The sequence below is a fragment of the Pseudonocardia sp. P-1 genome (assembly GCF_058111925.1).
Window position 1 is genome coordinate 1,378,873 of the sequence record NZ_CM176614.1, and the last position, 13,722, is coordinate 1,392,594.

Here is a 13,722-nt window from a genome sequence, read left to right on the forward strand (position 1 = left end):
GCCCGCTTCGCGTCCGGGAGCTACTTCTTGGGCTTCTCGGTGGCCGTCCCGCCGCCGGTGGACAGCGCGGCGACGAAGGCTTCCTGCGGGACGTCGACGCGGCCGATCGTCTTCATCCGCTTCTTGCCCTCCTTCTGCTTCTCCAGCAGCTTGCGCTTGCGGGAGATGTCGCCGCCGTAGCACTTGGCGAGGACGTCCTTGCGGATCGCGCGGATCGTCTCGCGGGCGATGATCCGGGCGCCGACGGCGGCCTGGATCGGCACCTCGAACTGCTGGCGCGGGATGAGCTCGCGCAGCTTGGTCGCCATCGAGGTACCGTAGGAGTACGCCGACTCCTTGTGCACGATCGCGGAGAACGCGTCGACGGCCTCGCCCTGCAGCAGGATGTCGACCTTGACCAGGTCGGCCACCTGCTCGCCGGCCTCCTCGTAGTCGAGGCTGGCGTAGCCGCGCGTGCGGGACTTCAGGTTGTCGAAGAAGTCGAAGATGATCTCGCCGAGCGGCATCGTGTAGCGCAGCTCGACGCGGGTCTCGGACAGGTAGTCCATCCCGCCGAGCTGGCCGCGCCGGCTCTGGCAGAGCTCCATGATGGTGCCGACGAACTCCGACGGCGCCAGGATGGTGATCTTGGTGATCGGCTCGCGGACCTCGGCCACCTTGCCCACCGGCCAGTCGCTGGGGTTGGTCACCTCGATCTCCTCGCCGTCGTCGGTGGTGACCTGGTAGACGACGTTGGGTGCGGTGGAGATCAGGTCGAGGTCGAACTCGCGCTCGAGCCGCTCGCGGGTGATCTCCAGATGCAGCAGGCCGAGGAAGCCGCAGCGGAAGCCGAAGCCCAGCGCGGCCGAGGTCTCCGGCTCGTAGGTGAGCGCGGCGTCGTTGAGCTGCAGCTTGTCCAGCGCCTCACGCAGGTCGGGGTACTGCGAGCCGTCGATCGGGTAGAGCCCGGAGTAGACCATCGGCTGCGGCTCGCGGTAGCCGGTCAGTGGCGCGGTGGCCCCGTTGCGCTTGGACGTGACGGTGTCGCCGACCTTGGACTGACGGACGTCCTTCACCCCGGTGATGAGGTAGCCGACCTCGCCGACGCCGAGGCCGTCGGACGGTTTGGGCTCCGGGGAGACGATCCCGATCTCGAGCAGCTCGTGCTCGGCACCGGTGGACATCATCTTGATCTTCTCGCGCGGCGAGAGCTTGCCGTCGACGACCCGGATGTAGGTGACGACGCCGCGGTAGGTGTCGTAGACCGAGTCGAAGATCATCGCGCGGGCGGGGGCGTCGGCGTCGCCGACCGGAGCGGGGACCTGCGCGATGACGGCGTCCAGCACCGCCTCCACACCCTCACCGGTCTTGGCGCTGCAGCGCAGCACGTCCTCCGGCTCGCAGCCGGTGATGTGCGCGATCTCCGCGGCGTAGCGCTCCGGGTCCGCCGCCGGCAGGTCGATCTTGTTGAGGACCGGGATGATGTGCAGGTCCTTCTCCATGGCCAGGTACAGGTTGGCCAGGGTCTGCGCCTCGATCCCCTGCGCGGCGTCGACCAGCAGGATCGCGCCCTCGCACGCCTCGAGCGCCCGGGACACCTCGTAGGTGAAGTCGACGTGGCCCGGGGTGTCGATCAGGTGCAGCACGTGCTCGGTCTCGACGCCGTCGGCGTTCTTCGCCGTCCACGGCAGCCGCACGTTCTGCGCCTTGATCGTGATGCCGCGCTCGCGCTCGATGTCCATCCGGTCCAGGTACTGGGCCCGGGCGTCACGCGCGCTGAGCACCCCCGTGACCTGCAGCATCCGGTCGGCCAGGGTGGACTTCCCGTGGTCGATGTGGGCGATGATGCAGAAGTTCCGGATGCGCTCCGGCGGGGTGAACGTGCGGTCGGCGTACGTCGTCACTCGGCTGTACTCGGCTTTCGCTCATGCGTGGGGCTTCGGGCACTTCGGGTGCTCAGGGCACTCGGGGCTCGGGGCACTGGGTCCCATCGTCCCATGTCGGGCCGGGCGACCGCCGTGGTGGCACCGCAGATCGTCACACGCCGTTCACGCGACGCGTCCCGGCGTTGCCGCCCGCCCACCGATCGCGCACGATCGAACGGTCAGCCACCCCCACCAGGAGGAGTCACCGTGTCGGTCACCCCCGTCCCCCCGCTCGACCGACTGGGCGCCGCCCGCGTCGTGCTGGTCCGCAAGAAGAAGCTGGGCCTCACCTGGGACAAGATCGCCGAGGCGTTGGACCACCCGGTCGAGTGGTCCACCTCGGCCCTGCTCGGGCAGCAGACGCTGACCCGCGAGCAGGCCGAGACCGCGGGTTCGCTGCTCGACCTGGACCCCGACGTCGTCGACGCGCTCACCCTCCCGCCGGTCCGCGGCGCGTCCGCGGTGGACCTCACCGATCCACTGGTCTACCGGCTCTCGGAGATGGTCCAGGTGTACGGAACGACGATCTCGGAGCTGGTCCGCGAGGAGTTCGGCGACGGCATCGTCTCGGCCATCGACTTCGAGCTGGACCTGCAGCGGGTGCCCGACCCCAAGGGCGACCGGGCCGTGATCACCCTCAACGGGAAGTTCCTGCCCTACCGCGTGTGGTGACCCGGCACAGGGCGCGACGACGCCGCTGGTAACCTTGTGCGTCGAGCGCTCGGCGTGCTCGCCCGAAACGGCCTGGACCCTCTCTCCAGTGATGCTGTTCGGTGCCGCCGGAGCGGACCCGGACGAGAACACTCACCAGCCGACCAGCAGGCAGGAAGACCAGAGGCAGACGTGGCCAACATCAAGTCGCAGATCAAGCGAGTCAAGACCAACGAGAAGCGCCGGCAGCGCAACAAGTCGGTGAAGTCGTCGGTCAAGACCGCGATCCGCCACTTCCGCGAGGCCGCCGACTCCGGCGCCGACAACGTCGTGGAGCTGCAGCGCAAGGCGGCCAAGGCCCTCGACAAGGCGGCCGGCAAGGGCGTCATCCACCGGAACCAGGCGGCGAACCGCAAGTCGGCCCTGGCCAAGCGTCTCAACGACGTCCAGGCCTGAGCCACCCCGGTTCTTCCGACGACGGCGCCGCCCCACCCGGGCGGCGCCGTCGTCGTGTTTCCGGGCCCCGGGCGGTGTCGGAGCGCTCGGGGGTCCGGCCGGGTCAGCGCGGGGTGCGCGCGGAGACGACGGCCAGTACGGCCCGTTCCAACGCGTACTCCGCGTCCGCGGCGACGCCCTTGACGTCGGCGTTCACCCGCGCCGTCGCCGCGATGGCGACGGCGAGCTGCTCCGGCCGCCACTGCCGGACCGTCTGCTGGGCCTTGCGGATCTTCCAGGGCGGCATGCCCAGCTCCCCGGCCAGCCGGTTCGGGTCGCCCCGCCCGGCCGAGCCGACCTTGGCCAGGGTGCGCACCGAGTCCGCGAGGGCGTCGGCGATCAGCACGTGCGGGACACCGAGCACCAGCGCCCACCGCAGCGCCTCCATCGCCGCCCGCCGGTCCCCCGCGACCGCCGCGTCGGCCACCGCGAAGCCCGAGGACTCGGCCCGGCCGCGGTGGTAGCGCCGCACCCCGGCCTCGTCCACGGCGCCGCCGGTGTCCGCGACGAGCTGCCCGGCCGCGGCCGCCAGCTCCCGCAGGTCCGACCCGACCGCCTCGACCAGCACCGCGAGCGCCCCGGGCGTGATCGTGCCGCCGTGCCGGCGGACCTCGTCGCGCACGAAGTCCGACCGCTCGTCGGCGCGGGTGATGCGGTTGCAGGTGACGGTGTGCGCCCCGGCCTTGCGCATCAGGTCCAGGACCGCCTTGCCCTTCGCCCCCCCGGCGTGCTGGACCACGAGCACGATCCCGTCGGCCGGGTCCTTCACGTAGTCGGCGATGGCGGCGGTCATGTCCTTGTTCGCGTCCTGACCGTGGGTGAGCACGATCACCCTGCCCTCCGCGAAGAGCGAGGGGCTGAGGTGCCCGGCCAGCTCGCCGGGTGCCACCTCGGAGGTGCGGAAGCGGCGCAGCTCGGTCTCCGGATCGCGCTGCCGTGCGCGCCGGACCAGGTCGGACACCGCCCGCTCGGCCAGGAACTCCTCGTCCCCGACGACCAGCTGCAGCGGGCCCGGTTCGCTCGTGCTGCTCACACCCCCATGGTGGCCCACACCTCCGACAACGGGTGAGCCGCGTCCCGACCGGAGGACGCCGTCTGGCGGTGGGGCGGCCCGCTCGCGTACGGTCGTCGTCGATTCCGGCGACCGGCGTCCGGAGCACCACAACCGCATATGGCTCATCCAGAGGGGCAGAGGGAACGGCCCGTTGAAGCCCCGGCAACCGGCGTCGCACGACGATCCGCCCAGACCTGCGCATTCCGCGTGGCGAGGACGTCGACGAACACGGTGCCAATTCCGGCCCGCCACCTCCGGCGGGACAGATGAGGAGATCTCGTGACTCTCACTGCTGCGCCCGAAACCACCTCCGCCTACGACCTCGGTTCCGCGCGCGCTCTCGCGTGCCGCGAGTGCCACCACGAGATCCCGCTCGCCGCGGAGTTCGCGTGTCCGCGCTGTTTCGGCCCCCTCGAGGTCGCCTACGAGTTCCCGACGGTCACCCGCGCCTCCATCGAGGCCGGGCCGAAGTCGATCTGGCGCTACAAGGACCTGCTGCCGGTCCCGTCGACCGTCGAGCAGCACGCGAACACCGAGCCCGGCCTGACCCGGCTGATCGAGGCCGACAACCTGGCCCGAGCGCTCGGCGTCCGCAAGATCTGGATCAAGGACGACACGGGCAACCCGACGCACTCGTTCAAGGACCGCGTCGTCGCCGTCGCGCTCGCCGCCGCCCGTGAGCTCGGCTTCTCGGTGCTGTGCTGCCCCTCGACGGGCAACCTGGCCAACGCCGTCGCCGCTGCGGCCGCCCGCGCGGGCTGGGACTCGGTCGTGCTGATCCCGTCCTCGCTGGAGCAGGCGAAGATCGTCACCACTGCCGTCTACGGCGGCACCCTGCTCGCCGTCGACGGCAACTACGACGACGTCAACCGGCTCGCCACCGAGCTGGCCGCCGAGCACGAGGACTGGGCGTTCGTGAACGTCAACGTCCGGCCGTACTACGCCGAGGGTTCGAAGACCCTGGGCTACGAGGTCGCCGAGCAGCTCGGCTGGCGGCTCCCGCAGCAGGTCGTCGTCCCGGTCGCCTCCGGCTCCCAGCTCACCAAGATCGACAAGGGGTTCACCGAGCTCGGCACCCTGGGTCTGGTCGAGCCCACCCCGTACACCGTGTTCGGCGCCCAGGCCACCGGCTGCTCGCCGGTCGCGCGGGCCTTCGAGGCCGGCCACGACGTGATCCAGCCGCAGAAGCCGGACACCATCGCGCGCTCGCTGGCGATCGGGAACCCGGCCGACGGTCCGTACGTCCTCGACTCGGTGCGCCGCACCGGCGGCTCGGTGGGGCACGTGTCCGACGAGGAGGTCGTCGCCGGCATCCGGCTCCTGGCCCGCACCGAGGGCGTGTTCGCCGAGACCGCGGGCGGGGTCACCATCGCGACCACCAGGAAGCTGCTCGAGGCCGGGGCACTCGACCCCGACGCCGAGACCGTCCTCATGATCACCGGAGACGGCCTCAAGACCCTCGACGCCGTCTCCGGCGAGGTCGGCCCGACGGCGACCGTGCCGTCGACGTCCGCCGCGGTCCGCGAGGCGCTGGCGAACCGGGGCTGACCGGCCCCGCCGGCCGGGCGCCGGACGGGGGTCGCCTCGCGCGACCACCGCCAGCCCGGCCGGGTCGTCGCCGGTCAGGGCCAGGTCGCCGGACCGGTCGGTGCGTGCGACGACGATCCCCGCCCCGGCGAGCCGGTCCACCAGCTCCGCATTGGGGTGCCGGTAGCTGTTGCCGTTGCCGACGCTGATCACCGCCGCCCGCGGCGCGACGGCCGTGATCAGCCGCGGGACCACCTTGCGGGATCCGTGGTGGGGCATCTTCAGCACGTCCGCCCGCAGGTCGGCCCCGGAGTCGAGCAGGTCGTCCTGGGCGACCAGCTCGGCGTCGCCGGTCAGCAGGATCGTCGCGGCCGGGGTGGTCGCGCGCAGCAGCAGCGAGATGTCGTTGACCGCCGTCCCGTCGCTGCCGTCGACCGTCAGGGGCGGGTGGACCGGACCGAGGACCTGCAGGCGCAGCTCCGGCCAGCCCAGCTCCATCCCGCGCGCGAGCCCCACCACCGGGGCACCGGCCTCCTCGGCACGCCGGGTGATGTCGCGCAGCCCGGACGCCGGTTCCCGTACCGGCCCGACGGCGATACCGCCCGCGGCGCGGCCACGCAGCGCGCCGGCGATGCCGCCGTCGTGGTCGGCGTGGAAGTGGGTGATCACCACGAGTTCCAGGACCCGGACGCCGAGCCGGTCCAGGCAGGTGTCGACGGCGTCGTCGGTCGGCCCGGTGTCGACCAGGACGGCGTGCCCGGGTGTACCGGTGGCGAGGACGAGCGCGTCGCCCTGACCGACGTCGCAGGCCACCATCCGCCACCCGGCGGGCGGCCATCCGGGCGGCGCGAACCGGGTCGGGACGAGGACGACGAGCAGCCCGACCAGCAGGGCCAGCAACAGCGCCCGCAGCCGGGGCACCCGGCCCATCGCCAGCAGCACGACCAGCACCCCGGTGAGCAGCAGCGCGCCGCCCGCCCCCGCAGGCCACGGCACGGTGGCACCGGGCACCGCGGCGGCCCGGTCCCCGACCACCACCAGCCACCACACGAACGGTCCCGCCAGCCAGGCGCAGCACCACGCGGCGGCCGGGCTCACCGCGGACAGCACCGCACCGAGCACACCCAGCACCGTCGCGGGGGCGACAGCGGGCGCCGCGAGCAGGTTCGCCACCACGGTGACCAGCCCGACTCCCCCGTTGAGCCCGGCGATCACCGGCGCGGTGGCCAGGGCCGCGGCGACCGGGACGACCAGGGCCTCGGCCGGTCCGGACGGCAGCCCACGCCGCCGCAACGCCGCCGTCCAGCCCGGGCCGAGCAGGACCAGCGCACCGGTGGCGACGACGGAGAGCACGAACCCGGCGTCGACGGCCAGGGCGGGGGCGGCCAGCAGCAGGCCGAGCACGGCCACCGCCAGCGCGGGCACCGCCGACCGGGCGCGGCCGGCCGCGAACGCCATCAGAACCACCCCGCCCATGACCGCCGCCCGCAGTACCGACGGTGACGGCCGGGCCAGCACGACGAACCCGACCAGGGCCAGCATCGCGGCCGCGGCCGCGATCCGCGGGTCGGTCCGGAACAGGCGCAGGAGGAGCAGCACCGCCCCGGTGATGATCGCGACGTTGGCCCCGGAGACGGCGGTGAGATGCGCGAGCCCGGCGGTGCGGAAGTCCTGCTCGGTCTCGGCGAGCTGGGCGCGGGTGTCCCCGATCGCGAGCCCGGGCAGCAGTCCCGCGGGTGCCTCGGGCAGCGCGGAGACCGCCGCGTCGCGCAGGCCGTCGCGCAGCGCCCCGGCCCCGGTCTGCCACCAGGGCGGCGCGGTCACGTCCTGCGGCGCACCCCGGACCTTCAGCACGGCGACCGTGAGGTCGGGGCGCTGTGCGGGCATGAGCAGCCCGGCGGCGGAGACCTCCTGGCCGGGGAGCAGCCCGGTCCAGCTCGCCGCCGGGGCCAGGAGCAGGAGCTTCCCGCCGGTGGTCGCCCGGTCCCCGCCGACGGTGGCCGTGACTAGCTCGGTGGGTACCAGCGCCATCGCCCGGGCGGCGCCGGACTCGTCGCCACCACCGGTGGTGCTGCGCAGGACCCGGGGGTCCTCGGTGAGCCGGACGCGGACCTCGGCGGCGGCGCCGCGGTCGGCGGGTGCCCGCAGCGGGTGCGACGCCAGCGCGGCCGCGTGGACGGTCCCCAGGACGGCCGCGACGAGCGCGCACCCGGCCGCGGCGAGCACGATCGAGGACGGTGCCGCGGCACGGGCGCTGGTCCGGGCGCGGAGCAGCGCGACCGGCAGGGCGAGCGCGGCGAGGGCGGCGGCGGTGATCCCACCCGCAGTGCCGCCGAGCAGTCCGGCGAGGACGGCGGCCCACGTGGCGAGCGCGGCGGGGACGAGGCGCAGGTCGGGTGGGGCGGGACGCTCGGCCTGCCCCTCGTGCTCGTCGTCGTGCTCCCCGTGGACCGGGTCCGCCCGGCGGGCTCCGGCGCGGGTCACACCCGTACCAGTTCCTGGAGCTGGGCGAAGCGGCGCTCGCCGATGCCGTCGATCTCCCGCAGCTGCTCGACCCGGCTGAAGCGCCCGTTGGCATTGCGCCAGTCGATGATCTTCTTCGCGGTGACCGGGCCGACGCCGGGCAGGGCGTCGAGGTCGGACGCGGTCGCGGTGTTCAGGTCGATCTTCCCGCCGGGGGCGCCGGGCGGGGCGGGGGCGCCCGGTTCGGTGCCCGACGCGGGCTCGGAGCCCGGGGCGGGCAGGACCGGGGCGGCGTCGGCGGCCGGTGGGACGCCGACCGCGATCTGTTCGCCGTCCCCGAGCCGCCGCGCCAGGTTGAGCACGCCGAGGTCGACCTCGGGCAGCGGGCCCCCGCGGCGTCGAGGGCGTCGGCGACACGCGACCCGTCGGGCACCCGGACGAGGCCGGGCCGGGCGACCCGCCCGACGACGCTGACGACGAGCGGCCCCGCGGTGACCGGGGCCGCCGCGACGGGTGCCGGTGCGCCCGCGTCCGCCGACCGGTCCGTCTCCTCGGCCGCCGCCCCGCCGGGCACCGCCGTCACCTCGGGGAGGCCGCCGACGGGCTGCACGGTGGGGCGGTCGAGCCACACACCCACCCCGGCGACGAGCGCACCGACGAGCACCACCGCCACCAGCGCGAGCGCACCGGGGCGGCCCGGGTCGACCCGCGCCCCGGCCAGCGACGACGGCAGCCACCGCTGGGCCCGGCGGCGCAGCCAGGAGGGGCGTCCGCCGTGCGGGCCGTCGTCGGCGAGAGTCTCCTCGGGCGGGGCGGGGTCGTCCCGGGCCAGCAGGGCCAGGGGGTGGCCGGCGTCGGGGTCGGCGGTCCACACCGGCCTCGCGCCCTGCGGGTCGGCGGGCCACTCCGGTCCCGCACCGTGCGAGGCGTCGGGGTCGGCGTGCCGGACAGGTGTCGCACGGTGCGGGGTGTCGCGTCGGGAGGCGGACGGCATCGGACCCGGCGGAACGGCACCGCTGACATCGTGCGGCGGGAGTGGCCCGGGTGCGGGCGGTCGTCCGGGGCGTGACCCGGCCGGGCCGGGAGGCACCGGCAGCGCGGGCAACGGGACCGTCGGGGGTTCGAGCCGGTCCGCGACCGTGTCCGGCCGCCCGCGCCTCCCGATCCCGGCGAGCCGCCGGGCCGGGTCGAGGGCGGTGTCGGTCCTGGTCACGCATCCGACGCTAGGTCCGTGACCCCCGTTCCGACCGGCCGGTGTCCGGCCTGTGGACGGATCCGTCGCTTGGGGACCGACGGCATCCCGTGGGCCGTCACGGGGCCGGACCGTCGGCGGTCCGTGCTACACACCGGCGGGGCCCGTCGGCCCGTGGCAGGGCGGCCGGAGCCGGCCCCCCTCGACGAGGCGGTCAGCCCGCCGGCACCACCACGACCCCCACCAGCCCCGGTCCCGCGTGCGCCCCGATCACCGCGCCGACCTCGGAGACGTGCATCCCGGCGGCGTCGGGCAGCCGTTCGCGCAGCCGGTCGGCGATGTCCTCGGCCCGGTCCTCGGCGCCGAGGTGGTGCACGGCGACGTGCGCCCCGGGACCCGCCGCGGAGACCGCGAGCGCGACGAGCCGTTCGGTCGCGCGCGAGGTCGTCCGCACCTTCTCCAGCGGCACGATCCGGCCGTCGCGCAGGTGCAGGATCGGCTTGACCGACAGGGCCGTGCCCACCAGCGCGGACGCGGCACCGATCCGGCCGCCACGGCGCAGCCGTTCCAGGTCCTGCACGGCGAACAGGACCCGTGCCCGTGCGGCGACGGCACCGGCCACGGCCTCGACGTCCTCGGGGGCCGCACCTGCCCCGGCGGCGTCGGCGGCGGCCAGCACGGCGAAGCCCAGACCCATCGCGATGGCACCGGAGTCGACGACCCGGATCCGGTCCGGGGCGACCTCCTGTGCGGCGAGCCGGGCCGCGTCCCAGGTGCCGGACAGCTCCCGGGACAGGTGCACGGCCACGACGGCGGGGGCGCCGTCGTCGAGCAGGGCGGTGAAGCGCTCGGCGAACGCGGCCGGGGTCGGGCGCGAGGTCTGCACCAGCAGGGTGCGGTCGGCGAGGGCGGTGATCAGCTCGGCGGCGGACACGTCGACACCGTCACGGGCGGTGCGCTCACCGAGCCGCACCTCCAGCGGGACGACGTGGATGCCCCGCCGTTCCGCGACGCCGGGCGGCAGGTGGGCGGTGGAGTCGGTGACCACGGCGACCGGCGAGGGGGGCACGGCCGGACCCTATCCACCCGTCGGGCGGAACAGCGGTGCCAGTGCCCGCTGCGCGGCGAGGTAGCGGCCGTGCGCGTCGTCGAGGCGACCGCGGGTGCGCGGGTCGGGGGTGAACTCCCGGTCGAGGCGCACCATGCGCCCGGCGAGCTCGCCGACCGAGGCGGCGTCGCCGGTCGCGAGCGCGGCGAGCATCGCGGCACCGAACACCCCGGCGTCGCGCTCGGCGGTGCGGCGCAGCGGCCGGTCCAGCACGTCGGCCTTGATCTGGCACCAGAGGTCGCTCGCCGCACCACCGCCGCAGGCGGCGATCGTGTCGGCGCGACGTCCGGCGGCGGCCTCCAGCGGCCCCAGGACGTGCCGGGCGGCGTGCGCGACGCCCTCCAGCACGGCGCGGCCCAGCTCGGCGGACCCGGTGGCGAAGCCCGCGCCGAGCCAGTGCCCGCGCAGGCCCGGGTCCCACAGCGGGGCCCGTTCCCCGGCGAGCTGGGGCAGGAACAGGACCTGACTCGGGTCGGCGCAGGCGGCGCGGTCCAGCAGCTCGCCCGGTGCGACGCCGAGCACCGCGGACGCCCAGGTCAGGGCGTCGCCGCCGGCCTGGGTGGGCCCGGCGTGCACGTGCAGCCCGCGCCACGACGGGAACGTGACGATGCCCGGGGCGCCGCCGCCGGGCGTCGCGGCGAGGGCCAGGACCTCCGAGGTGCCCGCGATGTCGATCGCGTCTCCGGGGGCGGCGATCCCGCCGCCGAGCAGCGCCGCCCAGGCGTCCATCGTCCCGACGGCGACGGGCAGCCCGGCCGGGAGTCCGCCCGCGCCGGTGGTCTCCCCCGCGACCGACGCCGGGTCGGCCAGGGGCGCCGGCATCGCGCGCAGCCCGGGGACGAGCAGGTCGAGCCAGTCCGGGTACCGGCCGTCGGGGCCGAGGAGCCCGGTCGAGGACAACGGGTCGGCCACGGCGGTGCCGGTGAGCCGTTCGAGCAGCCAGTCCTTGGGGGCGAGCAGCCTGCGTGCGCGGGCCCACGCGTCGGGCCGGTGCGCGGCGAGCCAGGCGGCGCGGGCGGCCGCGTGCGAGGCGTCGACGGTGCCCAGCCCGCCCCGGACCCGGGCCCGGTCGGCGGGGGTGAGCCGTCCGGTCAGTGTCGCCGCGACCGGGCCGCACCGGCCGTCCTGCCAGGTGATCGCCGGGTGCACGGGGGCACCGTCGTCGTCGACGAACAGATGGGTGTTGACCTGGGCGCACACCCCGACCGCCGTCACCCCGGCCAGTGCCGGGCCGAGCGCGCCGACCACCTCGGTGAGCCCGGACCACCAGTCGTGCGGGTCCTGCTCGGCGTGCCCGGGTGCGGGCCGCGCGGTGGGGTGGGCGGCCCGGGCCGCGGCGACCCGGACGCCCTCGCCGGTGAACACCGCGGCCTTGACCGAGGTGGTGCCCAGGTCGATGCCGAGCAGGGTCACGGCCGGTCCCCCACGGTCGCGAGGAGCCCGGCCAGCGCCTCCCCGACGGCGGCGTGGCCCGCCCAGCCCCAGTGCAGCCCGTCGGGGTTGCCGTATCCACCGAGGACGTGCTCGCCGACCAGGGCGGGCACGTCGAGCACCGTCACCGCCGGGGCGCCGGCCGCCCAGCGGTGGATCGCGGCGTCGGTGGCGGCGCGGTGCGGGTGGGCCAGGCCGTAGTCGGCGGCGCGGTGCACCGACGGTGCCAGCGCCACCACCGGCAGCCCGGGGCGCAGCGCGTGCACCCCGGCGCGGCAGCGTTCCAGGTAGGCGGCGGTGAGGCGGGGCGGCAGGGTCGCCGGTCCCCCGCCGGGCAGCCGCGCCAGTGCCGGGGCCAGCCGCGGCTGGGCGCGCCGGTAGGCGCTGCGGGCCGCGTGGCGCAGCGGGGCGGGCCGCAGTACCGGGATCAGCTCGCGCAGCGCGGTCGGCAGCGGGGACGGCAGCGAGTCCATCCCGGACACCCCGAGCACGACCGCTCCGACCCGCGGCAGCGCCGCCCACACCCGCGGGTCCCCGGTGATCGCCGACCAGGCGTGCCGGGCGGTCCACCCGGCACGCGCGACGATCTCGGCGCGGCCCCCGAGCCGGGCGGCGGCGATGTTGGGCCACAGCCTCGGCTCGTCGGCCGGGCAGGGCCGCTCGGGCCCGTGGAAGGCCAGCGAGTCCCCGACGACCAGCAGGTCAGGCACCGATGTTGTACCCCGACAGGCGCCAGCGGGGGTGGTCGTCACGACGGGCGACGACGGCCCAGCGGGTGTTGCCCAGCCCGCCGATCACCGGCCAGGACGACTGCGGCAGGTCGAGCAGCCCGCACACCATCCCGGCGATCATGCCGCCGTGCGCGACGAGCAGCACGGAGCGCTCCTCCGGGTCGGAGGCGTACTCGAGGTCCAGCTCCTCGACGACCGGCAGCGACCGGACGACGACGTCGACCCGGGACTCCCCGCCGGGCGGGGTGAACCGCGGGTCGGACCGCCACTCGGCGATCGCGCCCGGGTCGTCGGCACCGATCTCGGCGATGGTGCGTCCCTGCCAGTCCCCGAGGTGGGTCTCCCGCAGCCGCTTGTCCACCGACAGCGGCAGCCCGACGGCCTCGGCCACGGCGGTCGCGGTGTCGTGGGCGCGGGTCAGGTCCGAGGTGATGATCCGGTCGAACCGTTCCTGCGCGAGCCGCGGCGCGACGGCCGCGGCCTGCGCGCGCCCGGCGTCGGTCAGCCGGGTGTCCAGGTGCCCCTGCATCCGGCCGACGGAGTTGTACTCGGTCTGCCCGTGCCGCAGCAGGGTGACCCGGCGCAGCGTCATGCAGTGCCGTCCGGGGCGCCCTGGGGGTCGGGCACCTCGATCGCCGGGCAGTCCTTCCAGAGCCGGTCCAGGCCGTAGAAGCCGCGCTGCTCGGTGTGCATGACGTGCACGACGATGTCGTTGAAGTCCAGCAGGACCCAGCCGTTGTCGTTGTCGCCCTCGCGCCGGGTCGGCTTGCTGCCGCGCTCGCGCAGCTTCTCCTCGACCTCGTCGACGATGGCCTGGACCTGACGCTCGTTGGCCGCCGACGCCAGCACGAAGCAGTCGGTCAGCGCGAGCTGGTCGGACACGTCGAGCGCGACGATGTCGACGGCCTTCTTGTCGGCCGCGGCGGCCGCGGCCACCTTCGCCAGCTCGACCGCCTCCGGTGATGCCGTCACCACACTCTTCCCTTCACGACCACGATTGACCTCGACAGTGTGTCAGCCGGGCACCGGGGGCTTGGGCGGCGGGCACCGGGCGGGATAGGTTTCCGCCTCACGGTGGATCGTCGAAGGAGACTCCCCATGCCCCTGGCGCCCGATCTCGAGGGCACGCAGTGCGAACCGGTCAGCTTCGCGTGGGCACGGGACGA

The 13,722-nt window shown here is 75.1% G+C and carries 12 protein-coding genes, 2 pseudogenes and 1 riboswitch; of the genes and pseudogenes, 4 read left to right on the forward strand and 10 right to left on the reverse strand.

The genetic code is table 11. The annotated features are described in order from the left end of the window. Positions 1–20 precede the first annotated feature (20 nt). Positions 21–1,883 carry a translation elongation factor 4 gene (lepA, locus tag AC0GKK_RS06590; protein WP_062401443.1) on the reverse strand — a complete coding sequence of 621 codons (1,863 nt, stop codon included), beginning with the start codon at positions 1,881–1,883 and terminating at the stop codon, positions 21–23. Between the two features lie 228 nt (positions 1,884–2,111). Between lepA and cynS the strand changes: the two genes are divergently transcribed. Beyond that, the gene (gene cynS / locus AC0GKK_RS06595; RefSeq protein ID WP_405418412.1) at positions 2,112–2,576 is read left to right on the forward strand and encodes a cyanase; all 465 of its coding nucleotides are present in this window, start codon (positions 2,112–2,114) and stop codon (positions 2,574–2,576) included. A gap of 171 nt (positions 2,577–2,747) precedes the next feature. Further along, positions 2,748–3,011: a 30S ribosomal protein S20 gene (gene rpsT / locus AC0GKK_RS06600; RefSeq protein ID WP_062401442.1), complete on the forward strand. Its 264-nt coding sequence runs from the start codon at positions 2,748–2,750 to the stop codon at positions 3,009–3,011. A 103-nt stretch (positions 3,012–3,114) separates the two neighbouring features. On the opposite strand, the gene holA is transcribed toward rpsT, so the two are convergent. Continuing rightward, positions 3,115–4,083: a DNA polymerase III subunit delta gene (gene holA, locus AC0GKK_RS06605; RefSeq protein WP_251784670.1), complete on the reverse strand. Its 969-nt coding sequence runs from the start codon at positions 4,081–4,083 to the stop codon at positions 3,115–3,117. Between the two features lie 140 nt (positions 4,084–4,223). After that, positions 4,224–4,377, forward strand: a riboswitch (SAM riboswitch). 6 nt (positions 4,378–4,383) lie between these two features. On the opposite strand from holA, the gene thrC reads away from it, so the two are divergent. Then, the gene (gene thrC, locus AC0GKK_RS06610; RefSeq protein ID WP_489883395.1) at positions 4,384–5,652 is read left to right on the forward strand and encodes a threonine synthase; all 1,269 of its coding nucleotides are present in this window, start codon (positions 4,384–4,386) and stop codon (positions 5,650–5,652) included. Positions 5,653–5,892: 240 nt separating this feature from the next. Here thrC and AC0GKK_RS06615 read toward each other — a convergent pair. After that, a pseudogene (locus tag AC0GKK_RS06615) lies at positions 5,893–7,380 on the reverse strand (ComEC/Rec2 family competence protein); the annotation flags it as partial. On the opposite strand from AC0GKK_RS06615, the gene AC0GKK_RS06620 reads away from it, so the two are divergent. Next, on the forward strand, positions 7,276–7,641 hold the full coding sequence (locus tag AC0GKK_RS06620; protein ID WP_476654234.1) for a hypothetical protein: 366 nt from the start codon (positions 7,276–7,278) through the stop codon (positions 7,639–7,641). The pseudogene AC0GKK_RS06615 and the gene AC0GKK_RS06620 sit on opposite strands and share 105 nt — an antisense overlap. Positions 7,642–8,111: 470 nt before the next feature. Here the strand turns inward: AC0GKK_RS06620 and AC0GKK_RS06625 are convergent, their stop codons facing one another. The 7 genes and pseudogenes from AC0GKK_RS06625 to rsfS all read right to left on the reverse strand — a co-directional run bounded on the left by AC0GKK_RS06625 (position 8,112) and on the right by rsfS (position 13,528). Further along, positions 8,112–8,456 carry a ComEA family DNA-binding protein gene (locus AC0GKK_RS06625; protein ID WP_489883396.1) on the reverse strand — a complete coding sequence of 115 codons (345 nt, stop codon included), beginning with the start codon at positions 8,454–8,456 and terminating at the stop codon, positions 8,112–8,114. A gap of 68 nt (positions 8,457–8,524) precedes the next feature. Beyond that, a pseudogene (locus AC0GKK_RS06630) lies at positions 8,525–9,088 on the reverse strand (hypothetical protein); the annotation flags it as partial. Positions 9,089–9,500: 412 nt separating this feature from the next. Beyond that, a complete protein-coding gene (locus AC0GKK_RS06635) occupies positions 9,501–10,355 on the reverse strand; it encodes a DegV family protein (RefSeq protein WP_489883397.1) in 855 nt (284 codons plus the stop codon). Positions 10,356–10,364: 9 nt separating this feature from the next. Next, entirely contained in the window at positions 10,365–11,807 is a 1,443-nt protein-coding gene (locus AC0GKK_RS06640) for a xylulokinase (RefSeq protein ID WP_489883398.1), read from the reverse strand. After that, the gene (gene octT / locus AC0GKK_RS06645) at positions 11,804–12,535 is read right to left on the reverse strand and encodes a diglucosylglycerate octanoyltransferase (protein ID WP_489883399.1); all 732 of its coding nucleotides are present in this window, start codon (positions 12,533–12,535) and stop codon (positions 11,804–11,806) included. The genes AC0GKK_RS06640 and octT overlap by 4 nt, the downstream gene beginning before the upstream one ends. Further along, positions 12,528–13,148, reverse strand: a complete 621-nt coding sequence (locus tag AC0GKK_RS06650; protein WP_208825198.1) for a histidine phosphatase family protein — start codon at positions 13,146–13,148, stop codon at positions 12,528–12,530. The genes octT and AC0GKK_RS06650 overlap by 8 nt, the downstream gene beginning before the upstream one ends. Then, positions 13,145–13,528: a ribosome silencing factor gene (rsfS, locus tag AC0GKK_RS06655; RefSeq protein WP_062401418.1), complete on the reverse strand. Its 384-nt coding sequence runs from the start codon at positions 13,526–13,528 to the stop codon at positions 13,145–13,147. The genes AC0GKK_RS06650 and rsfS overlap by 4 nt, the downstream gene beginning before the upstream one ends. Between the last annotated feature and the right edge of the window lie 194 nt (positions 13,529–13,722).

Excerpts from the sequence above, each read along its gene's own strand:
- AC0GKK_RS06620 (WP_476654234.1), top strand. The coding sequence starts at position 7,276 with ATGCGCGAGCCCGGCGGTGCGGAAGTCCTGCTCGGTCTCGGCGAGCTG.
- AC0GKK_RS06650 (WP_208825198.1), bottom strand. The coding sequence starts at position 13,148 with ATGACGCTGCGCCGGGTCACCCTGCTGCGGCACGGGCAGACCGAGTAC.